Below are 19,834 nucleotides of genomic sequence, written 5' to 3'. Positions count from 1 at the left end.
CGGCGCGCCGCTGTTCATGCAGGAGTGACTTAAAGATGCTTTCGCACGTCGACGAAAATCAACAGCCACGCATGGTCGATGTGGGCGACAAGGCCATCACGCGGCGCGTTGCCCGCGCGCAGGCGCGGGTCAGCTTCCCTGCCGATGTCGCCGCCGCCTTGCGCGATGCCGGCTATGTCACGCCCAAGGGCGCGGTAATCACGGTCGCCCAGATTGCCGGTGTCATGGGCGCAAAGGCCACCCCGCAACTGATCCCGCTTTGCCATCCGCTGGCCATTGAACGCTGCAACCTCGACATCCATATCGAAGGCGATGACGCGGTGATCGAGTGCGAAGTGGCCTGCCGCGGCACCACCGGCGTGGAGATGGAGGCGCTGACCGGCGCCAGCATCGCCGCGCTGACCATCTACGACATGTGCAAGGCGATGTCGCACGCCATGGTGATCGGCGACGTGCGTCTGCTGAGCAAGAGCGGCGGCAAGCGCGATATCGATCTTACGGAGCCCACGCCATGAATACCCCGGTTCGTCCACTCTATGGTCTGTTGCTGACCGGCGGCGCCAGTCGACGCATGGGCCAGGACAAGGCCTTGCTGAACTATGGCGACCAGCCGCAACTGCTGACTGCGTATCGCCTGCTGGAAACCGTAGTCGAGCAGGCTTATGTGTCGGTGCGCGAGGATCAGCGCAATGAAGAAACGCGTCGCAGCCTGCCGCAGATCGTCGACCAGCTTGCCGATATCGGGCCAGCCGCCGGCATCCTTGCTGCACATGCGGCTCACCCGGATGCCGCGTGGCTGGTGCTTGCCTGCGACCTGCCCTTGCTCAATAGCGCGACCTTGCATGCGCTGCTTGCCGCTCGCGATGTTTCACGCGATGCGACTGCGTTTACCAGCGCGCACGACGGCCTGCCCGAACCGCTTTGTGCGATCTGGGAACCGTCGGCGATCGACGCTCTGGCCGCGAGCGTTGCGACCGGACGGGTTTGCCCGCGCAAGGGCCTGATCGCGATCGATACGAAACTGATCGCCCCGGTCGATCCACAGGCGCTGGACAACGCCAATTCACCCGGCGAACGCGAAGACATCCTGCAACGGTTGAGGAAAGCTTCGTGAGCAACGACGGCTTCGTACCCGATTATTCGCGCCAGACGCGACTGGCCGCGGTCGGGCCGGAGGGCCAGGCCAGGCTGGCGGCAAGCCGGGTGCTGGTCATCGGTGCCGGCGGTCTCGGCTGCCCGGTGCTCGCCTACCTGGCCGGTGCCGGCGTGGGCCATATCGGCATCGTCGACAGCGACGTATTGGAAGCGAGCAACCTGCATCGGCAGACCTTGTACGACGCGGCGGACATCGGCCAATCCAAGGTGCTGCTGGCGGCGCGGCGTATCCGCGCGCTCAATCCCAGCGTCGATGTCGCCTGCATCGATCACGCCTTGACCGCCGAAGAGATCGTGCCGCTGTTTGCGTCCTACGATCTGATCCTCGAATGCACCGACGATATGCGCAGCCGCTATCTTTGCAGCGATGCGGCGGTCGTCACCGGCAAACCGGTGATCTTCGCCAGCGTGTATCAATACGAAGGCCAGCTGCATGTCTATCGTCCGGATCAGGCCACGCCGTGCATGCGCTGCCTCTGGCCGCAGGAACCCGACCCGGCACAACTGGGCAGTTGTGAAATATCAGGTGTATTGGGGCCGGCACCGGGCGTGCTCGGCACGCTGCAAGCCAATGAGGCCTTGAAGCTTCTGCTCGATCTGCCCGGCAAACTGGCCAACGACCTGGTGCTGGTCGACTTGACCGATCTGGAGATGCGCCGCATTCGCACCCGCCGCGCCGAGCACGACTGTCATGCCGAATCCGAGCTAGGTCTGTCGGCGCGCCGATCGAACGAAGCACTGGAGCGGGATTTTCCAAGCCTGCAGGCCGCCGTGCTGGCGGGTTATCAACTGGTCGACCTGCGCGAACGCGACGAGATCGAAGCCGATCCGCTTCAAACCCAGGCGCTGTGGATTCCCTCCGGTGAAGTGCTCGACCACGCGGCAAGTTTCGCCAACAGCCACTGGCTGCTGATTTGCGCGCGCGGCGCGCGTAGCCGCTACGCCGCCGAGCGCCTGCGCGAACAAGGCTATACCAATGTCTATTCCCTGCGCGGCGGCTGGACCGGCATGCATATGGATGCCGCAGCCACGACACCATGAACTCGCCACAGGAGCTGCAGGCGCTGATCGACGCGCTGCGCGAACTTCAACGCGACGGCTTCGCAGGTGGCGCGGCGCTGGCGACGATTACCTATACGCACGGCTCCACCTTCCGCCGTGCCGGTACCAGCATGCTGGTGCGCGGCGACGGCCGCATCGTCTGCGAGCTGGCCGGCGGTTGTCCGCAACGCGATATCGTCTTTCGTGCCAACGAAGTCATCGCCACCGGCCAGACCCAGTTGGTGCATTACAACCGCGATGCCAACTACGACGTGCTGATCGAAATGGGTTGTGGCGGCGAGCTGGATGTATTGATCGAACCGGTACTTGGCGATCGGGACATCGCTTATCTCGAGGCCTTGGAATACTGTCTCGGCGAGCGACGTCTTGGCAGCATGGCCACGGTTTTCTCCCATGACGGCACGGTCCAGGCACGCCCGCGCCGAAGAATCGACGACACGCATCGCACGCTTTTCGACGATATCGGCGACGAAGCGCTGAGTTCGTTGCTCGACCAGCCCATGAGCGCCCTTTCCGCCTGTGTCGAACGCCAGGAACTGGCCACCCCACGCGGTGCGGTAACTGCCCTGTTCGAAAGACTGCATCCGCGACCGGCACTGGCCTTGATCGGCGCCAACGTGGGTGCACGCGCCATGGTCGACCTGGCATTGACGCTGGGCTGGCAGGTGACCGTCGTAGATAGCCACGCCGAACGACTGCTCGCCACGGCCTTACCGGCAAAGGTCGTGGCGCGCGTTGCTACCCCAAGCACGGTTTGCGAGCTGTTGAAACCGGACGAGTTCACCGCGGTCGTCGTGATGACGCATCGCTACGAACTCGACGTGGAATACCTCAACGCCCTGGGCGACAGCTCTCCGGCTTATGTCGGTGCCATCGGCTCGCGCGACCGTGCCCGACGAATGAACCACGCGCTCGACGGGCAGTTCGATCAGTTGCACGTACCGGCGGGGCTCGATATCGGTTCGGACACGCCACAGGAAATCGCACTGGCCGTGCTCGCCGAGATCGTCGCCACGTTCAACGCGCGCGAAGGCCGACGACTGAGCGTCACCAGCGGTCCGATCCACTCATGAGCGAGATCGGCATCGTGTTGCTGGCGGCCGGCGAAGCAAGCCGCTTCGGCTCGGCCAAGCAAGCCACGCTGATCGATGGTGTGCCGCTGGTGCATCGCGTGGCCAGAGAAGCTGTTCAGACCGGCGCGACCGTCACCGTGGTGCTCGGCGCGCATCGCGATGCGATCGAGCCCCTGCTCGATGGCCTGGATGTGTCGCTTGCGTTCAATCCGCAATGGCACGAAGGTCTGGGCGGTTCGATCGCACTGGGTGTGCAACAGCTGACACAGCAACATCCTGGTCTATCTGCCGTCATGCTGTGCCTCGCCGATCAGGCGCTGATCGACGCCTACGATCTGCAACTGCTTATCGACGCACATCGCCTGGATCCGGAGTTCATCATCGCGGCGAGCTTCGCCGGTGTGCTCGGGCCTCCTTGCCTGTTTCCTCGCGGCGATATCGATGCCCTGATGAAACTGTCCGGCCCGCAGGGCGCACGTGTCCTGTTGCAACGCCACGCCGAACGCGTTCGCGCCCTGCCCATGCCTCACGCCGCCATAGATATCGACACACCGGACGATCTGGCCCACCTTCTACGCTGAGACGTTCGACTCGCTGCGTACGCGACCTTCATGGATCTCGAATACATGCTGGCCGAGCGCCTCAGCATCGGCGGGATCGTGGGTAATTACCAGCATCTGCAGATCGAGCTGCGCCTGCACCATGGTCAGCTCGTTGCGCATGCGGCTTTTCAGCGCCGGATCGAGCGCCGAAAACGGCTCGTCCAGCAGCAAGATGTCCGGTTCGGCAGCCAGTGCACGAGCGAGGGCCACGCGTTGTTTCTGACCGCCGGAAATCTGCGCGGGATAGTTACCTGCAATCTGCTCCAGCTCGAATGCCTGCAGCCAGCGCAAGGCCGGCGCCGGCACATCCCCATGCCGGCGTGGATTGAACATGCCGCGTTGCACGCCGAACGCCACGTTCTGCGCCACCGTAAGATGCGGAAACAACGCATAGTCCTGGAACAGATAGCCGACCTTTCGATACTGCGTCGGCAGATTCAGCGGCCGCGCGGCATCGAACAGGGAGCGTCCGTTCACCACGATGTGTCCACGGTCCGGTTTCAGCAGCCCGGCGATGGCACGCAAGGTCAGGCTCTTGCCCGCACCGGACGGACCGTAAAGCACGATGCGACGCCGGTCCGAACGAAACGCCACATCCAGTTCGAATCGACGCTGCGCGTCGTTCATGATGCGGTGAATGGCGATATCGACACTCATCGTTCAGACCGCCGTTGGCTATGCTGGGGAGCCAGGCGTCCGGCAATCAACAAGGCGACGACGCAGGTGATCGACGCCACGATGACCATGGTATTGGCGCCTGCGTCGTCGCCAGCCTGCACTGCGGCATAGATCGCCACCGACAAGGTCTGCGTACGACCGGGCAGATTGCCGGCAATCATCAAGGTGGCGCCGAACTCACCCAGTGCACGCGCAAACGCCAGCAAGGCACCGGCGGTGATGCCCCTGGCCGCCAGCGGCAGCGACACGCGGAAAAACACCGACCACTCCGGCAACCCCAAGACACGCGCAGCGCCTTCCAGGTGCGGATCGACATCTTCAAACGCCGCACGCGCGGCCTTCTGGATCATCGGAAACGCCACCAGAGTCGAGGCGATGACCGCGCCCTGCCAGGTAAACACGGGATTGATGTTCCAACGCTCCAGCCACGCACCGAGCACGCCGTGGCGTCCCAGGATCACCAGCAGGTAGTAGCCCAGTACCGTGGGCGGCAACACCAGCGGCAAGGTCAGCAAGGAATCGACCAGCGCGGCGATCGGCGAACGCCAGCGCGACAAGCCGTAAGCTACCGCGGTGCCGAGCAGAAGATTCAAGCCGGTCGCCCACAACGCGACCTTGAGCGACAACAGCAGCGGCGCCCAGATATCCATGATGGGAATCAGGGCTTCAGAAACCCGTATTGCGCCAGTACCGCCTGGCCCTCGCTGGACAGCACATAGGATTCGAACGCCTGCGCTTCGGCTTGATGTTTGGACTGCGCGATCACCGCCATCGGGTAGCTGATGGGTGTCGTCGTCGGCACCGTCATGATCACTTTGACCTTGTCCGTGGCGACCGCCGCATCGGTGGCGAAGACGAAACCGGCATCGACCTCATCGCGCGCTACATAGTCCAGGCTCTGGCGAACGTTCTGCGCCAGCACGGTCTTGGCCGAGAGACCGTCCCACAAACCCTGTGCTTCCAGCGCGCCCTTGGTGTAGCGGCCGACCGGCACCGAGGCCGGATCACCGGCGGCAATCCGCTTGATGGCGGGCTGCGTGAGATCGCGCAGGCTGGAGACCTTCAAGTTGCTGGCCAGCGGCGCTATCAACACCAGCTGATTGGCGGCGAAGTTCTTGCGCGAGCCCTTGAGCAGCACGTTCTTGGACTCGGCCTTGTCCATCGCCGTCTGGTCGGCCGAGGCGAACACGTCGGCCGGCGCGCCATTGGCGATCTGCTGCAGCAACACGTCGGAGGCAGCGAAATTGAGCACCACATGCGTGCCCGGGTGCTTGGCCTCGTAGGCCTTGGCGACACTTTGAAAGGCATTGGTCAGGCTGGATGCCGCCGATACCACCAGGTCATCGGCATGCGCGATCCCGGCCGAGCCCAGCGCAAGCAACGACAGCAGACCGACCGACCACTTCAAACGCATGCGCGCCATGGAGCTTCTCCGAGAGGACGTAACGAGCGGCCGACTATATCGCAACGATGGCGATATCCGGATGATGGTTACGCCTTGCCGTGCGCCCTGGCATCGGCCAGCAACGCGTCGACTGCACGTTGCATGGGCTGCGTATCGCCGTCGATCACCGCCCACAAAGTGGCGCCCTCCAGACGCGTCAATGCGTCGGTCGCCATGGCGTGGGCGGTGTCCTTGGCAAACGCCGGCATGAGTATCCGCGCGATGCCATCGCGCTGCTCGCGGAAAAACGCCCGCACCGCATCGGCTGCTTCCGGTGTTTCGTCGTTGATCCCATACGCCAGATGCAGACCCACACAACGGGTGCGATCGCTCAGGGTATCGGCAATGCGCCGCAGCACCGTCTCATAGCGTTCCATCCACGGCGCCGACGCATCCGGCAAATCGTCGAAGGTTTCGCGCGTGGTCAAGGCCAGCACCTCGGGCACCAGCGACTCCTTGGTAGGAAAGCGGGTGTAGAGGCTGGGCTTCTTGATGCCGACCCGCGTGGCCAGGTCCTGCATGGACGCGCCGGCATAGCCATGGTCGCGAAAGAGCTCGCGGGCCTCGCTGATGATGGTGTCGAGACTTGTTTTCATAAGCTGGCAGTCATATCCTACCGATCGGTAGTTAGTATTTTACAGGATGGCGCATGACGGCTCAAGTGCGCCCGATATGACAAAGCACGGGAGATAAGTCATGCAATCGAATGATATTCATAATGAAATTGTCGACAAAACGCGCCGCAAAGCGATCCTCGCCACGGCGATAGGAACGGCTGCGCTGGCCACCAGCTCGATGGCAGCCCCAAGGAAACACGCATCTGGCGCGCCTGTCTCGGCCACTCCCCAGCCGGTGTTCTTTCGCACGCAAAAGGTCGGCGATGTCGAGGTGTTCTATCGCGAGGCCGGCCCGGCTGACGCACCGGTGATCCTGCTGTTGCATGGCTTTCCTACCTCCAGCCATATGTTTCGCGATCTGATCCCGCAGCTGTCGCAGAACTATCGCGTGATCGCTCCCGACCTGCCCGGCTTCGGCCAGACCAAGGCGCCGCCGCGCGGAACGTTCAACTACAGCTTCGACGAACTCGCACGCGTCATCGGCCAGTTCGTCGATGCCATCGGCTTGCAACGCTATGCGCTGTATATCTTCGATTACGGCGCACCGACCGGGCTGCGCCTGGCGCTTGCGCATCCCGAACGCGTCACGGCGATCATCAGCCAGAACGGCAATGCCTATCTGGATGGCTTCAGTGAGAACTGGGGTAGCTGGCAGACGTATTGGCGCGAGCCGACGGCGGCTCATCGCGAAGCCTGCCGTGACGCCTTGTCGCCGCAGGTGATTCGCGATCTGCAATACCTGCACGGTGCGCCGGCCGGGCGCGTGTCGCCGGATGGCTATACCTTGGATATCGGCTATATGGCGCGCCCGGGCGCGGACGATATCCAGTTGGACCTGATCCTGGATTACCGCAGCAATGTGGCGCGCTATCCGGAGTTCCAGGCGTATTTCCGCAGTCATCGTCCGCCGCTTCTCGCGGTATGGGGCAAGAACGATCCGTTCTTTATCCCGCCGGGTGCGGAGGCGTATCGGCGCGATATTCCCGATGCGGAAATTCACTTGCTGGATGCGGGGCATTTTGCGTTGGAGACGCATTCGGTCGAGATTGCGGGGTATATGCGGGATTTTTTGGGGCGCAAGTTGAAGGGTTGAAGAGCCCCCCTCACCCCAACCCTCTCCCCCGGCGAAGCCAGGGGAGAGGGAGCCAGGTTACGCAAGAACGAAGCAATGAAGCCTACCTCAATCGCTCCCTCTCCCCTGGCTTTGCCGGGGGAGAGGGCTGGGGTGAGGGGGCGCTCCTGCCGCTCCCGATCAAACCCGCGACAACCACGTCGTTAAACCAGCCAACGAATGGAATTCATCCAGGCTGCGCGAAGGTATCCCCGGATACGCCCCGGCAGCCATCTCCGCCAACGCACGCCCCGGCCCCAGCTCCAGAAACGCAACCGCACCAGCTTCGACGCAAGCCGCCAGACAACCCGCCCAATCGATCGGTTCGGATATCTGCCGCGCAAGTTTCTGCACGCCTTCGTCGACATTCAATACCGACGCAGCATCCAGCCCGCTCAGCAATCGAATACCCGGCTTGGGTGCGCGCGCTATCGACGTAGCAGCGAGTGCATCGCGAAACGACACAGACGCCTCGGCCAGCAGGTACGTATGCGACGCTACCGCCACGTGCACCGGCACGACCCGCAATGCACCGAACGCCTTGGCCTTTACCGCAACGACATCCAAAGCAGACTGCAAGCCGCCGATAACCCAGGCGTCGCCAGGATTGGCGATGGCGATCGCCGCATCCAACCCCTCGCATAACTGCTCAACGACATCACGCGCTAAACCGCGCACGAACAACATGCCCTGCTGCCCATGATTGGCCGCATTCATCGCATCGGCTCGCGCGGCCACCAGTTCGAGCGTCGTTACGGGTTCAATCAAACCGGCAACGCCCCAGGCTGCTACCTCGCCCACGCTGTAACCGGCAACACAGCGACGTTTCGGCAACACATCGGCGAGCAAGGCATCCGCTGCCAACGCCTGCAAACTGCAGAGCAACTGCGCGGTACGGTTTTCGAAAAGCACGTCACTCGCCGCCTCGCGCACCAGACGGCGCGGGTCATGTCCGAGCAATGCCCCGGCACGTTCGAACAACGACGCGGCAGCCGGTGCATTGCCGGTGAGCTCGAACATGCCAGCGTGCTGTGCGCCCTGGCCGGAACAGAGAATGGCCAGCGTCATGGATCGTGCACTCCGTTATCCGTAAAGCCAGGCGATCGCCACGGCCAGCGTGAACATGCTTGCCAATGTACTGGCAATCACCGCCGAACCGGCATCTTCGGAACTGTGCCCATAGCTGGATCCGAACAGGATGCCAAAGAAACCCGATGGCAGGGCCGCCATCAGTACCGCCACTTGCAGGATCTCCCTGGGTGCCGTCAGCAGGCTGGCGATACCGAATGCGATCAGCGGTTGCAAGATGTTGGTCGTCACAGCAGCCAGCACCACATTCCAGCGCAGGCGGAACTGTTGTGCGGAAAGAATCAGACCGGTCACGAACAGTGCCATGCCGCCCGCGGCCTGACCGATCAGGCGAAACGAGGCTATCGCCACCGCAGGCAACTCAAGCCCGAGCAAGGAGCAAAGCGTGCCGGCGATCGGTGCCAGCACAATGGGTCGGGTCAAGGCATGCGTGATCGCGTGCCTTATCGGCCCCTGACCATGACCGCCCTGTGTGCCGCTCTTGGCGGCGGACAGTTCCAGCAACGCCAACGTGATCGGCGAAGGCAACAGCGCGCCGGTGGCAATGGCCACCGCTACCGGCACAATCTGGTTTGGTCCCAGCAAGGCCGCCACCACCGGCAAGCCGGCCGCCGCATAGTTGGGCAAGGAGACCGACAGAGTCTGTACCGCCGATTCGGCCAAGGAACGTTTCAACACGTTCCGCTGCAGGAAAAACCACAGCGGATAGACCACCATCATCGCGCCGCCAAGAATCACCACGATCGGCCACTGGGCAAGCATGGCCTGGCGCGGCGTGGTCGCGGTTGCCGCGAACAACGATGCGGGAATTGCGTATCGCATCACCACGGCATTGAGCTGGGCGACGTTCTTGTTGTCGACCACCCGCCATTTGCCGGCCGAATACCCCAGCAGCAATACAAAGAAGATCGGCACCAGCGCCGCCAAAATAATTGAAATCACCCGTCCCTCCCGAGCGCGCTTACGAAAAGACTCATCGCCAGGAGATCCGCTGCCCCGCCCGGACTGAGTCGACGTTCCACAAAGGCGCGATGGATCGCTTCGGCATGACGCCGCCATTCCGCCTGCCCCACCCCACCCCGTCGTAAAAATGCACGCGTCGCCTGCCGCGCGAAGCGCAGCCCCGCGATGCCGCCGCGATGCAATAAATTGGTGTCTTCCACGGCGGCAATCAGCGCGAAGCAGGCGTGTACGCGAGCGGCTTCCGCCTCGCCGCTCGCGATGTCCCGAGCGGCTTCCAGTGCACGCAGGCCGACGTTATAAATGCTTGGAAACCCATCTGCCGCTTCCTGCCGCGCGCCACCTGCGCCATAGCGACGATGCGCGGTTTCACCATGGCTCGTCGTCAAGCGCGGACCACCGAGAATGTCATCGCCCCAGTACCGCGCGACGATTTCGCCGAGGCTCGATGTGCGATCGCCAGGATGAGCGTTGCGCCACCCGGCAGCGGCGCTCAGCAGGCCCAGTCCGAAGATCGCGCCGCGATGGGTATTGATACCGCCCGTGGCCTGAAGCATGGCGCGCTCAGCGCGCAGGCCGATCTTTCGTAACGTGCTCATCGCCGCGCCTTGGGCACCGGCTTCGGCAAGCTCAGCAAAGAAAGGACGTAACGCCTCGGCGCTACGGGAAAACGTGATCGCGTCCATGTCGGTATGGCTACCGTTGTCGACATGGCTGACCAGACCCGGCTTGGGCCACGTCTGCACCTCCAGTCGCAGGCATTGCTCGGCGAGCTGGCCGATGTACTTGGCATATGACTCGACCGTCGCGACGCTCGCCGTTCCGGACACGTTTGACACGGAAGCGGCGAGAGCTTCGTTCATGCGACAAACGCCTCATACGAACATAGCTGCACATCGACAGGCGTTTTCAGTGCGAGCTCTTTCGACCCGGCATATAGCTCGCGCCAATTGACGCCCGATCCATCGGCGCGAATCAGTTCGCCATCCAGTCGCATGGGCGCCAGGGTTTCGATCTCGGCCAGTTCGGCAAGCAACGGGGCGATATGTCCAGGCGGCGGCAAGGTCCAGATGACATCGAGATCGGAACCTGGCGAGAGATATGTCAGCCCGGTCAGCCATTGCCAGGCAAGGCTTCCGAAAACCCGCGCCTCGATAGCATGCCGCGCGGCGAGCATCGTCAAGCGATCCATGCTGCTTGCCCACGCTGCCGGCGCACTATGGATCGTCTCCTGCAGATACGGCAGGGACGACACGGCATCGATATCCTCGTGCCGTGCGTTCACCGCGATACGACGCTTGCCTGCCGCTGGCGGCAGCGGCAAGCCCAAGGCATATCCTCCCGCCTCACCAGGCAGTGGGCGGCGTGCGATCAAGGGCCAGCCGCAGTCGGCCCAACCCTGCAGCAACGCCTCGCCGGCCAGGTCGCTACGCGCATGCAGCAGCTCGCTCCAGCTGGCCGGCTTGAGCCGAACCAGCTGATGCCGTTGAAGCGGCGCGTCAGACCGAAGCGCGTGCCAATGCATAGACGCGCTCGGCAATGTCCGCGGCTTTCGGCCGGCCCTGGCGTTCCTTGCCGAGTCGATCGCGTGTATCGCGCGTATCGGAAAGCCCGGCGAGCAAGCCCGACAACTGTTCGGCCAGCGATCCGTTGGGGTCGAGCGTCCTGGCAACAGCACCGGTCTGCGTGAGGTTGGCCAGGCCCGGTGCAAATACCGGCGTGGTCTTGGACTTCTCCTGCAACACATCGAGCGACAGTTTGGTGACCCGCGACATGGACGGAAGATCCATGACTGCGGGCTCGGCTCCCGGCAGGGCCAGCAACGCGCGCGTAGCCAGGGCGGTGGCGATAAATGCCCCTGCCGCCGTGTAGCCATACAGCAGGCCGATCGTGGGGTGACCCAGCGTATCGGCAAGAATCAGGCTTTTGGCCAGATGCGCGAGAAACTCGTTGAGTCCAAGCAGCTCGTCGCGCTTGCTCATGCGCTGACTGTCGCTGTCGATCAACACAAGAATCGGTGCATCTCCGCCGCGCTCAATGACCTCAAGCACGTACTGCGACAAGCGGGCCGCCTCATCGACACCGAGCGCGGTGCGATCGGCGACACCGATCACTTCGATCTTGCGGCCACCGAAGTTTCCATGGCCGAGCATCAATCCACCGTCACGCGTCACCGCATGACCTTCGGGAAATACGGAAGCGAGAATCTTATCGGGCGTCATGATGCGGCTCCTTCAACGAGGCGACGAGTTCGACAAAGTCGTCATAAGCCATGCCAGGAACCTGTGCCGGCTCGGCGATACCCAGGGTCCGCCACAGATCGACCGCGTCCTCGCTGCTACCGAAACGTTGCAGCCGTTGCTCAAGACGCTGCTGTTCGGCTACCAGGGTTGCCAGCTGCATTGCCGGCACGTGGGTCAGCAACGCGGAAGCAGCCGCACGAAAACTCGCCATGCTGTCGTCGACAAAACGATCGGCGCCACCGATCAGGCGACGGTGCTTGCCGCCCATCGTGCGCCATACCAGGGCACGGTCCTTGGAGTCGAACTCCTCGACACCGCGGTTGGTTTCGATCACTTCCGGCCCGGAGACACTGATACGTCCCTGCTCCGACACGGCCAGCGCCGAACAGCAAGCAGCGATGAGACCGCCACCGCCATAACAGCCGGCCCGGCCACCGATCAGGCCAAGGACCGGCACGCCGGCCAGACGCGCTTCGATCACCGCGCGCATGATTTCGGCAATCGCCAGCTCGCCGGCATTGGCCTCCTGCAAGCGCACGCCGCCGGTATCGAACAACACCAGTACAGGTACCGAACCGATGTCCCGCGCGGCTCGCAGCAGGCCGGTCAACTTGGCCCCATGCACCTCGCCGAACGAGCCGCCCATGAAGCGCCCCTCCTGCGCCGCGACAAATACCGTCTTTCCGCCTAGGCGACCACGCCCCACGATCATGCCGTCATCGAATTGCTGCGGCAGATCGAACAGCGGCAAATGCGGGCTGGTTTCGCGCACTGCCGGGCCGATGAATTCGTCAAAACTGCCCGCATCGAGCAATCCATCGACGCGCTGGCGTGCGGAGGCTTCATACCAACTGGGCGACAGCAAGGCGTTATCTGCCTGCACATCGATCTTGCTCGCACTCATGCCGACTCTCCTTCCAGGGCGCGTACTGCCTGCGCCAGTCGCAAGGCCACCATGTCCGGTCGCGCACCACCGTCGTTGACGGAGAGCCGCACGCCACCGCTGGCGCGTCGCTCGACGAAATCGGCAACCACGGCCTTCCATACCTCGCCGAAACCTTCGGCCGCGGTGTTGATATCCACTTCGCACTCGTTGTCCGGCAGTACGCGCTCGGCCAGCACCTCGAGATTGCCGGAGGCGACCACGCCCACGATAGCGAGCTTGCTGCTACCGGCAGCGCGGCGTCGGGTGGTGTGACGGTAGTTCAGGTGTTCCATCGTCTCGTCTCCTTACCAATTGCGAAACTTGGACGGCGGTGCATACAGGCCGCCCGACCAGCGCACCAGGTCTTTGATCGAACGGGCTGCGAGCATGCGGCGGTCGGCATCGAGCGGATCGATTCCGAGATCTTCAGGCCGTCGGATCACGCCACGCTCGCGCAAACGTTGCACCATGCCGGCATCGCGTCCACGACCGACATCGGTGTAGCCGGCCACACCACGAATCGCATGTTCGCGCTCGTCCTTGTCGCGGCATAGCAGCAGGTTGGCGATACCTTCCTCGGTAACGATATGGGTTACGTCGTCGCTGTAGACCATCACCGGAGCAAGATCGAGCTTGAGCTTCTCGCCGAGGGCCAGGGCATCCAACTGCTCGACGAACATCGGCACATTCTTGTCGCCGAAGGTCTCGCCGATCTGCACGACCAGCTTGCGACCGCGTCGCATGGCTGCCGGGCTGTCGGGGTCGGCCTCCAGTCCGGCCTTCAACCAGGGCTCACTGGGATGGCGGCGACCACGTGCATCGCTACCCATGTTCGGCGCCCCACCGAAGCCGGCGACGCGATCGGTCGTCACCGTCGATGAGTTCCCCTGCAGATCGATCTGCAAGGTCGAGCCGATAAACATGTCGCAGGCATACAGGCCCGCGACCTGGCTAAATGCGCGGTTCGAGCGCAGCGAGCCATCGGCCCCCGTAAAGTAGATGTCCGAGCGTGCACGAATGTATTCGTCCATGCCGACTTCGGAACCGAAACTGTGAATCTGCTTGACCCAGCCCGACTCGATCGCCGGGATCAGGGTCGGATGCGGATTGAGCGCCCAATGGCTGGCGACCTTGCCTTTCAGGCCAAGCTTTTCGCCATACGTGGGCAACAGCAACTCGATCGCCGCGGTGTTGAAGCCGATGCCGTGATTGAGCCGCGCCACGCCATACGGCGCATAGATGCCCTTGATCGCAAGCATCGCGGTAAGGATCTGCGTTTCGGTGATCGCCGCCGGATCGCGCGTGAACAAGGGCTCGACATAGAACGGCTTGCCGGCCTCGACGACAAAATGCACGCGGTCGCCAGGAATGTCGACGCGCGGCACCTTGTCGACGATCTCGTTGACCTGCGCAATCACGATGCCGTCCTTGAACGCGGTGGCCTCGACCACGGTGGGCGTATCTTCGGTGTTCGGGCCGGTATAGAGATTGCCGTCGCGATCGGCGCTGACCGCGGCAATCAAGGCAACCTGCGGGGTCAGGTCGATAAAGTAGCGCGCGAACAGTTCCAGATAAGTGTGCACCGCGCCCAGCTCGATCTTGCCGGCGAACAACAATTTGGCGATGCGCTGCGACTGCGGTCCGGAATAGGAATAATCCAACCGGGTGGCCACACCGCTTTCGAACACATCGAGGTGTTCGGGCAATACGATGCCCGACTGCACCATATGCAGGTGATGAACCTTGGCCTTGTCCACGGCAGCCAGTGCTGCGGCCAGCACGTCAGCCTGCTTCTGGTTGTCGCCCTCCAGGCAGACCCGGTCGCCGGGTTGCAGTACAGCCTCCAGCAAGGCAGTCGCATCACGCGCGTCCACCCGCTTGCCCTGGGCATAACGGGCTCCGGCCTGCCATCTGGCATCCCGTGCGCGTCTCGCCGTATCCCAAGCCGTCATCACAGATTCTCCGTCTCGTCAGTACCGGCGTCATGGTAGACCTGACGCCGGACGGTATTTATGAAATTATCGACAGCCATTCAGAGGCAAATCCGATGCGTTCACTGCCGCCCGAACTTCTGCGAAGTTTTGTTGCTGTCGCACAAAATGGCAGTTTCACCACCGCGTCCGAACGCGTGAATCTTTCGCAGTCCACCGTCAGCCAACATATCCGCCGGCTGGAGGATGTTCTGGGCCAGCCGTTGTTCGAGCGCGATACGCGCAATGTGCGCCTGTCAGCACATGGCGAAGCCCTTTATCGCTATGCCGAGCGCATCCTGAATTTGATGGACGAAGCAGTCACGTCACTCTGCGGCCCGGTACTCGATGGTGTGGTGCGACTGGGACTTTCGGAGGATTTTGCGTCCAGCGGTCTGACCGTTGCACTGGCGGATTTTGTGCAACGCAACCCGGGTGTCGAACTGGCGATCACTACCGGCATGAGCGGCGACCTGTTCCGCGAACTCGACGAAGGTCGATACGACCTGGTATTTGCCAAGCGCCTGAGCGGCAGCCAGCGCGGCCGCATGATCCGCAGCGAGCCGCTCTATTGGTGCGCCGGGCCGCGTTCGCCATTGACCGGAGAAGAAACGGTGCTGCCGTTGGCACTGCATCCCGAGCCCAGTGTCACGCGTACACGGATTTTCGAAACGCTCAAGACGGCCAACCGGCCGTATCGAGTCGCTATTGTCAGCAGCAGCATCGTGGTGCTCAAGGCGGCGGTAATGGCGGGACTTGGTGTGAGCGCGTTTGGAGCCTACGTGATTCCTGAGGGCCTGATGCGCCTGGAAGGCGTGCTGCCGGAACTGGGGGAACTCGACTATGTCATCGATCGTCCGGCGAGCGTGTCGAAGGCCACGCTCGCGCTGGAGGCTGTACTGACATCGGCGGCCAAGGACATGTGATGTTGCGCCACTACTTAAATCAACAACCCCACTTCAAATTAACCATGGCATCGCGATGAAAAAATCCTCATTCATTTCCAAAATACTTGTCATGCGCACTCACCGCCTCTAGAACGCTATCAAACCAGCTGCAACGCTCAGCAGGCGACTGCTCAATCATCAAATCGATGAATTGCTTTTCAGAATCATCAAAATCAGCAGCCTTGCTCGACGACCTAAAAAAATCGGCCTTAAGCACCGCATACTTATCCATATCAAGCGACTTAAGGCAAACATACCTCACGAGGTCCTTTTCTCGCCTTCTCCAAATCTCAACTTTTTCGTACATATCCATAAAAATTCACTAGTTTGTTGGAGTCCATTTTCCGGTATCCGCTACCAGAAATACTCTATCTCGGGTTCAACCCGGCTGGCCACAACACATGCTCGGGACGTACGCCCATGCCCACCGCACGCGCCGCCATACCTCGCAACCAGCGGTGACGGCTTAGCAGGCGCAGCGGCAGCGGCGGTTCCAATTCGGCATTGCTGCCGCTCAGCACCGGATCGAGAATGCGATTTTGCACGGCCACCTGAAACGCCTGCGTCGTGCGCGTGGGAAACAATCGACGGTGCTGCACCTTGAGCAGGTCGTCATCAGTAAGACGCCCCTGTCGTAACGCTTCGCCAAGCAAATTCGCCGTGGCCACTGCGTCCTGAACAGCCAGGTTGACACCCACGCCGCCTACCGGTGACATCGCATGGGCGGCATCGCCAATGCAAAGGAATCCGGGCATGCTCCACTGCTCCAACCGGTTCACCTTGACCTCGAGCAGTTTGACGTCGTCCCAGCTTTCGATCTCATGCATATGCGGCGCGAGCTCCTCGGCAATCGAGGCAATATCGGCGCGAAACGCCTCCAGGCCGCGCTGCCGGGTCTGCTCGGCACCGCCTTTGGGAATCACATACGCGCATTGCCAATAATCACCGCGGTCCAGCGTGATCATGATCTTGCCTTCGCCGACATGAGTGAAGGTCTGATCGAATCGACTGCTATCGCGCTTGACCCGGAACCAGAGCACGTCGATCGGCGCGCCTCTGTCATGCAACTCCAGCCCCGCCAACTCACGCAGCCGCGAATGACGCCCATCGGCCGCCACTGTCAGATCGGCACGGATTTCCGTCATCCCCTGCTCCGTTTGCGCCCGCACACCGACAACGCGCCCCTGTTCGCGGATCAACTCCATCGCCTCTGCTTTCATGAACACTTGCAGATGCGGAAATCGCCGCCCTTCGGCCGCGAGAAAATTAAGGAAATCCCACTGCGGCATAAAGGCGATATACGGACACCTGACTTTCAGGTTGGTGAAATCCGCGATGTCGATCTTGTTCGGGCCGAACCAGCCCGATATGCGTTCCAGTTTTTGATGCGGCACCTTCAAAAGGGCATCGAGAAGCCCGAGCTCGTGCATGACTTCCAGCGTCGAAGGATGCACCGTATCGCCACGAAAGTCGCGCAAAAAATCCTGATGTTTTTCGAGTACGACGGTTTGCACGCCGCCCCGGGCAAGCAAGTAGCCCAGCATCATCCCCGCAGGGCCGCCACCGGCGATGCAACACGTGGTTTTGATCGAAGCAGGCATGCTATTCACCTCGACTAGCCAAGAAACAACATCGACGTCACCCTACGATCACGGACAGCCATCGATCAACACGGGTTTTGCCGCCTCGTTGACAGTCGCCTCGCGATGATGACGTTATCAGAAACAGAAGCAATGCCTTATACATAAGGTCTGGCAGGAGGACCGTCCATGAGCAACGAAAAGCCCCGCCAGCCACCGGGTACGTCGGGCTATCCCGAGCCGCAGCCGACCCCGAAGAAAGGGCAGCGGATGCCTAACGAAAAAACGCCGCACGAACCGCAGAACAACCCCAAAAAGAAGCCTGGCAAACAGTCGTCCTGACGGGCTGTGCCCGGGTACATTGAAATCAGCCACGGCCGCCCAATCTCATTCGCTCAGACCCTGTGAAAGTCGGCACAACGCCGCCCGATGAGATGAATCAGCTATCGCTTTTTGCCTCGCAGGGACAGGGCGAGGTCCTGATCGACGACGCTTCTGGACGAGTCGTTCATATCGCCAATGCGGTCGACGCGACAACGGCTGCCCGCTGGTTTGACGAGCTGCACGCGAACGTTGCCTGGCATGCGGATCGACGCCTCATGTACGACCGCGAGGTGGACGTACCGCGCCTGCTTGCCCATCGCTCGCTCAACGATCCGGAACTGCCGGGTTGCTTGCTCGACGCTCTGGCTCTAGTTCGACGTTACGAAGATGCGCCTTTCAACAGCATCGGTCTGAATCTCTATCGAGACGGCAACGATAGCGTCGCGCCACACAACGACAAGGTCGCCCAGCTGGTCCCTGACATGCCGATCGTACTGCTGTCGCTTGGGGCTACTCGGCAAATGGTGATACGCGGCAAGCACGCGCCGCATCGCCGTATCGTGCTGGATCTACGCGCAGGCGATGTACTGACGATGGATTGGACGTGCCAGTTCCACTACGACCATGGCATTCCCAAGACGCGCGAGGCGGTAGGGCCGCGCATCAGCGCGGCGTTTCGTGTTCGGCCGTCCGATGGCGCATGGGGTAGCGGGCGCCAGTAACTGGTTTTAAGAACCTCCGTCTCCTATGCGTCGAGCCGGCATAGCGCCGTGCTTAACGCTGTGGCTGCTCGCGCTTTTCCACAGGAATGTTCTGGCCTGGAACGCGCTCAGGCGCGTTCTTCGGCTTGCCGGGAGCGGCATTGTGCTGCTTCTTACCGTCATCGGCGGCCTTCTCTGCCGCCCGACGCTTGGCATCGGCGTCCGTGTTATGGGCGCGTATAGGGTTCGTCATGACTTGTCTCCGTGGCCGACATCGATTGCTGTGGAATCGAGTGTTGGCCATCAACGGTCATCATGACGAGAAAGAAACGTGCACGCTGCCACCGGCAACGCACGACGACGGTTGTCGCCGTCGTGCCGCCGCGACGTCAAATCTCGTCGCTGCCTTCGTTCACGCCTTCGAACAGGAAGGTCGAGAGATAGCGCTCACCCGTGTCGGGCAACATGGCAAGCAGGACCGAGCCTTCAGGCGCATCCTTGGCCGCCAGCAGGGCCGCAGCCACGGTAGCACCCGATGACAGCCCCACAAAGATGCCCTCCTCCTTGGCCAGACGCTGGGCCGTATCGCGAGCGACGACATCGTCGACCGGCAACACGGCATCGGCAACGCTGCGATTGAGCACGGCGGGCACGAAGTCCGGCGTCCAACCCTGGATCTTGTGCGGCTGCCATTCCTTACCCGTCAGCAACGCAGCACCGGCAGGCTCGCTGGCAATGATGCGCACTTCCGGGCGCGCGACTTTCAACACCTCGCCCACGCCGGTCAGCGTGCCGCCGGTACCCCAGCCGGTGACGAAGTAGTCCAGCCGGCGGCCAGCAAAATCGCGCAGAATTTCCGCGGCCGTGGTGCTGCGGTGATACGCCGGATTGGCCGGATTCTCGAACTGACGCGCGAGGAACCAGCCGTGCTCCGCAGCCAGCTCTTCGGCCTTCTTGACCATGCCCGAACCGCGTGCTGCGGCCGGCGTCAGCACCACCTTGCCGCCGTAAGCGCGGATCAGCTTGCGTCGCTCGATCGAAAAAGTTTCGGACATGACAGCCACGAAGGGATAGCCGCGCGCAGCGCATACCGCAGCGAGCGCGACGCCGGTATTGCCCGAGGTAGCCTCGACCACGGTCTGGCCGGGCTTGAGCGCACCGGTTTTTTCCGCATCGAGAATGATCGCCAACGCCAGGCGATCCTTGACCGATCCGGCCGGGTTGAAGGCCTCGACCTTGACGTAAAGCTGCACATGCTTGGGAGTCAGGCGATGCAACTTGACAATAGGCGTATTACCGATCGTGTCGACAATGCTTTCATAGATCATGAGATGTCTTCTTTTCCGTAAAGAA

25 protein-coding genes are annotated in these 19,834 nt (G+C 62.2%); 9 read left to right on the top strand and 16 right to left on the bottom strand.

Going from position 1 to position 19,834, the window contains the following annotated elements; all coding sequences use genetic code 11:
- The first annotated feature begins 35 nt into the window (after nt 1–35).
- The 5 genes from moaC to QMG46_RS14545 are packed head-to-tail and all read left to right on the top strand — an operon-like array spanning nt 36 to nt 3,871.
- On the top strand, nt 36–515 hold the full coding sequence (moaC, locus tag QMG46_RS14565; RefSeq protein WP_281848550.1) for a cyclic pyranopterin monophosphate synthase MoaC: 480 nt from the start codon (nt 36–38) through the stop codon (nt 513–515).
- Entirely contained in the window at nt 512–1,114 is a 603-nt protein-coding gene (locus QMG46_RS14560) for an NTP transferase domain-containing protein (protein WP_281848549.1), read from the top strand. The genes moaC and QMG46_RS14560 overlap by 4 nt, the downstream gene beginning before the upstream one ends.
- Complete coding sequence (locus QMG46_RS14555; protein ID WP_281848548.1) at nt 1,111–2,196, top strand: HesA/MoeB/ThiF family protein; 1,086 nt, start codon at nt 1,111–1,113, stop codon at nt 2,194–2,196. The genes QMG46_RS14560 and QMG46_RS14555 overlap by 4 nt, the downstream gene beginning before the upstream one ends.
- On the top strand, nt 2,193–3,290 hold the full coding sequence (locus QMG46_RS14550) for an XdhC family protein (RefSeq protein ID WP_281848547.1): 1,098 nt from the start codon (nt 2,193–2,195) through the stop codon (nt 3,288–3,290). Before QMG46_RS14555 ends, QMG46_RS14550 begins: the two co-directional genes overlap by 4 nt.
- Nucleotides 3,287–3,871: a nucleotidyltransferase family protein gene (locus QMG46_RS14545; protein WP_281848546.1), complete on the top strand. Its 585-nt coding sequence runs from the start codon at nt 3,287–3,289 to the stop codon at nt 3,869–3,871. The genes QMG46_RS14550 and QMG46_RS14545 overlap by 4 nt, the downstream gene beginning before the upstream one ends.
- Here QMG46_RS14545 and QMG46_RS14540 read toward each other — a convergent pair.
- The 4 genes from QMG46_RS14540 to QMG46_RS14525 all read right to left on the bottom strand — a co-directional run bounded on the left by QMG46_RS14540 (nt 3,863) and on the right by QMG46_RS14525 (nt 6,610).
- Nucleotides 3,863–4,549, bottom strand: coding sequence for an ATP-binding cassette domain-containing protein (locus QMG46_RS14540; RefSeq protein WP_281848545.1), 687 nt, complete (start codon nt 4,547–4,549; stop codon nt 3,863–3,865). The two genes, QMG46_RS14545 and QMG46_RS14540, sit on opposite strands and share 9 nt — an antisense overlap.
- Complete coding sequence (modB, locus tag QMG46_RS14535; RefSeq protein ID WP_281848544.1) at nt 4,546–5,220, bottom strand: molybdate ABC transporter permease subunit; 675 nt, start codon at nt 5,218–5,220, stop codon at nt 4,546–4,548. The genes QMG46_RS14540 and modB overlap by 4 nt, the downstream gene beginning before the upstream one ends.
- 8 nt (nt 5,221–5,228) lie before the next feature.
- Nucleotides 5,229–5,984 carry a molybdate ABC transporter substrate-binding protein gene (modA, locus tag QMG46_RS14530; RefSeq protein WP_281852902.1) on the bottom strand — a complete coding sequence of 252 codons (756 nt, stop codon included), beginning with the start codon at nt 5,982–5,984 and terminating at the stop codon, nt 5,229–5,231.
- A gap of 77 nt (nt 5,985–6,061) precedes the next feature.
- Complete coding sequence (locus QMG46_RS14525) at nt 6,062–6,610, bottom strand: TetR/AcrR family transcriptional regulator (RefSeq protein WP_281848543.1); 549 nt, start codon at nt 6,608–6,610, stop codon at nt 6,062–6,064.
- A gap of 100 nt (nt 6,611–6,710) precedes the next feature.
- Here QMG46_RS14525 and QMG46_RS14520 point away from each other — a divergent pair, with 100 nt between their 5' ends.
- On the top strand, nt 6,711–7,724 hold the full coding sequence (locus QMG46_RS14520; protein WP_281848542.1) for an alpha/beta fold hydrolase: 1,014 nt from the start codon (nt 6,711–6,713) through the stop codon (nt 7,722–7,724).
- Between the two features lie 159 nt (nt 7,725–7,883).
- Here QMG46_RS14520 and QMG46_RS14515 read toward each other — a convergent pair whose 3' ends face one another.
- The 8 genes from QMG46_RS14515 to mdcA are packed head-to-tail and all read right to left on the bottom strand — an operon-like array spanning nt 7,884 to nt 14,914.
- Nucleotides 7,884–8,810, bottom strand: coding sequence for an acyltransferase domain-containing protein (locus tag QMG46_RS14515; RefSeq protein WP_281848541.1), 927 nt, complete (start codon nt 8,808–8,810; stop codon nt 7,884–7,886).
- 15 nt (nt 8,811–8,825) lie between these two features.
- Nucleotides 8,826–9,773, bottom strand: coding sequence for an AEC family transporter (locus tag QMG46_RS14510; protein WP_281848540.1), 948 nt, complete (start codon nt 9,771–9,773; stop codon nt 8,826–8,828).
- Nucleotides 9,770–10,654 carry a triphosphoribosyl-dephospho-CoA synthase MdcB gene (gene mdcB / locus QMG46_RS14505; protein WP_281848539.1) on the bottom strand — a complete coding sequence of 295 codons (885 nt, stop codon included), beginning with the start codon at nt 10,652–10,654 and terminating at the stop codon, nt 9,770–9,772. Before mdcB ends, QMG46_RS14510 begins: the two co-directional genes overlap by 4 nt.
- Nucleotides 10,651–11,316, bottom strand: a complete 666-nt coding sequence (gene mdcG / locus QMG46_RS14500; protein ID WP_281848538.1) for a malonate decarboxylase holo-[acyl-carrier-protein] synthase — start codon at nt 11,314–11,316, stop codon at nt 10,651–10,653. Before mdcG ends, mdcB begins: the two co-directional genes overlap by 4 nt.
- Nucleotides 11,291–12,013, bottom strand: coding sequence for a biotin-independent malonate decarboxylase subunit gamma (mdcE, locus tag QMG46_RS14495; RefSeq protein WP_281848537.1), 723 nt, complete (start codon nt 12,011–12,013; stop codon nt 11,291–11,293). Before mdcE ends, mdcG begins: the two co-directional genes overlap by 26 nt.
- Nucleotides 12,000–12,938 carry a biotin-independent malonate decarboxylase subunit beta gene (locus QMG46_RS14490; RefSeq protein ID WP_281848536.1) on the bottom strand — a complete coding sequence of 313 codons (939 nt, stop codon included), beginning with the start codon at nt 12,936–12,938 and terminating at the stop codon, nt 12,000–12,002. Before QMG46_RS14490 ends, mdcE begins: the two co-directional genes overlap by 14 nt.
- A complete protein-coding gene (gene mdcC, locus QMG46_RS14485; RefSeq protein WP_281848535.1) occupies nt 12,935–13,252 on the bottom strand; it encodes a malonate decarboxylase acyl carrier protein in 318 nt (105 codons plus the stop codon). The genes QMG46_RS14490 and mdcC overlap by 4 nt, the downstream gene beginning before the upstream one ends.
- A 12-nt stretch (nt 13,253–13,264) precedes the next feature.
- Entirely contained in the window at nt 13,265–14,914 is a 1,650-nt protein-coding gene (gene mdcA, locus QMG46_RS14480) for a malonate decarboxylase subunit alpha (RefSeq protein ID WP_281848534.1), read from the bottom strand.
- Nucleotides 14,915–15,006: 92 nt separating this feature from the next.
- Between mdcA and QMG46_RS14475 the strand changes: the two genes are divergently transcribed.
- Nucleotides 15,007–15,855 (top strand): LysR family transcriptional regulator, encoded by an 849-nt coding sequence (locus tag QMG46_RS14475; protein ID WP_281848533.1) that lies wholly within the window; start codon nt 15,007–15,009, stop codon nt 15,853–15,855.
- 67 nt (nt 15,856–15,922) lie between these two features.
- On the opposite strand, the gene QMG46_RS14470 is transcribed toward QMG46_RS14475, so the two are convergent.
- Together QMG46_RS14470 and QMG46_RS14465 are read right to left on the bottom strand one after the other, a co-directional pair.
- Nucleotides 15,923–16,189 carry a hypothetical protein gene (locus QMG46_RS14470; protein ID WP_281848532.1) on the bottom strand — a complete coding sequence of 89 codons (267 nt, stop codon included), beginning with the start codon at nt 16,187–16,189 and terminating at the stop codon, nt 15,923–15,925.
- Between the two features lie 55 nt (nt 16,190–16,244).
- On the bottom strand, nt 16,245–17,477 hold the full coding sequence (locus QMG46_RS14465) for an FAD-dependent oxidoreductase (RefSeq protein ID WP_281848531.1): 1,233 nt from the start codon (nt 17,475–17,477) through the stop codon (nt 16,245–16,247).
- A gap of 168 nt (nt 17,478–17,645) precedes the next feature.
- On the opposite strand from QMG46_RS14465, the gene QMG46_RS14460 reads away from it, so the two are divergent.
- Both QMG46_RS14460 and QMG46_RS14455 read left to right on the top strand, forming a co-directional pair.
- Complete coding sequence (locus tag QMG46_RS14460) at nt 17,646–17,798, top strand: hypothetical protein (protein WP_281848530.1); 153 nt, start codon at nt 17,646–17,648, stop codon at nt 17,796–17,798.
- A gap of 92 nt (nt 17,799–17,890) precedes the next feature.
- On the top strand, nt 17,891–18,502 hold the full coding sequence (locus QMG46_RS14455; RefSeq protein WP_281848528.1) for an alpha-ketoglutarate-dependent dioxygenase AlkB: 612 nt from the start codon (nt 17,891–17,893) through the stop codon (nt 18,500–18,502).
- Between the two features lie 52 nt (nt 18,503–18,554).
- On the opposite strand, the gene QMG46_RS14450 is transcribed toward QMG46_RS14455, so the two are convergent.
- Together QMG46_RS14450 and cysK are read right to left on the bottom strand one after the other, a co-directional pair.
- Nucleotides 18,555–18,734 (bottom strand): hypothetical protein, encoded by a 180-nt coding sequence (locus tag QMG46_RS14450; RefSeq protein ID WP_281848527.1) that lies wholly within the window; start codon nt 18,732–18,734, stop codon nt 18,555–18,557.
- 136 nt (nt 18,735–18,870) lie between these two features.
- Nucleotides 18,871–19,809: a cysteine synthase A gene (cysK, locus tag QMG46_RS14445; RefSeq protein ID WP_281848526.1), complete on the bottom strand. Its 939-nt coding sequence runs from the start codon at nt 19,807–19,809 to the stop codon at nt 18,871–18,873.
- Nucleotides 19,810–19,834 lie beyond the last annotated feature (25 nt).

This window comes from Dyella sp. GSA-30 (genome assembly GCF_027924605.1).
Classification (GTDB): Bacteria; Pseudomonadota; Gammaproteobacteria; order Xanthomonadales; family Rhodanobacteraceae; genus GSA-30.
This window is presented reverse-complemented; position numbering and strand designations above follow the sequence as displayed.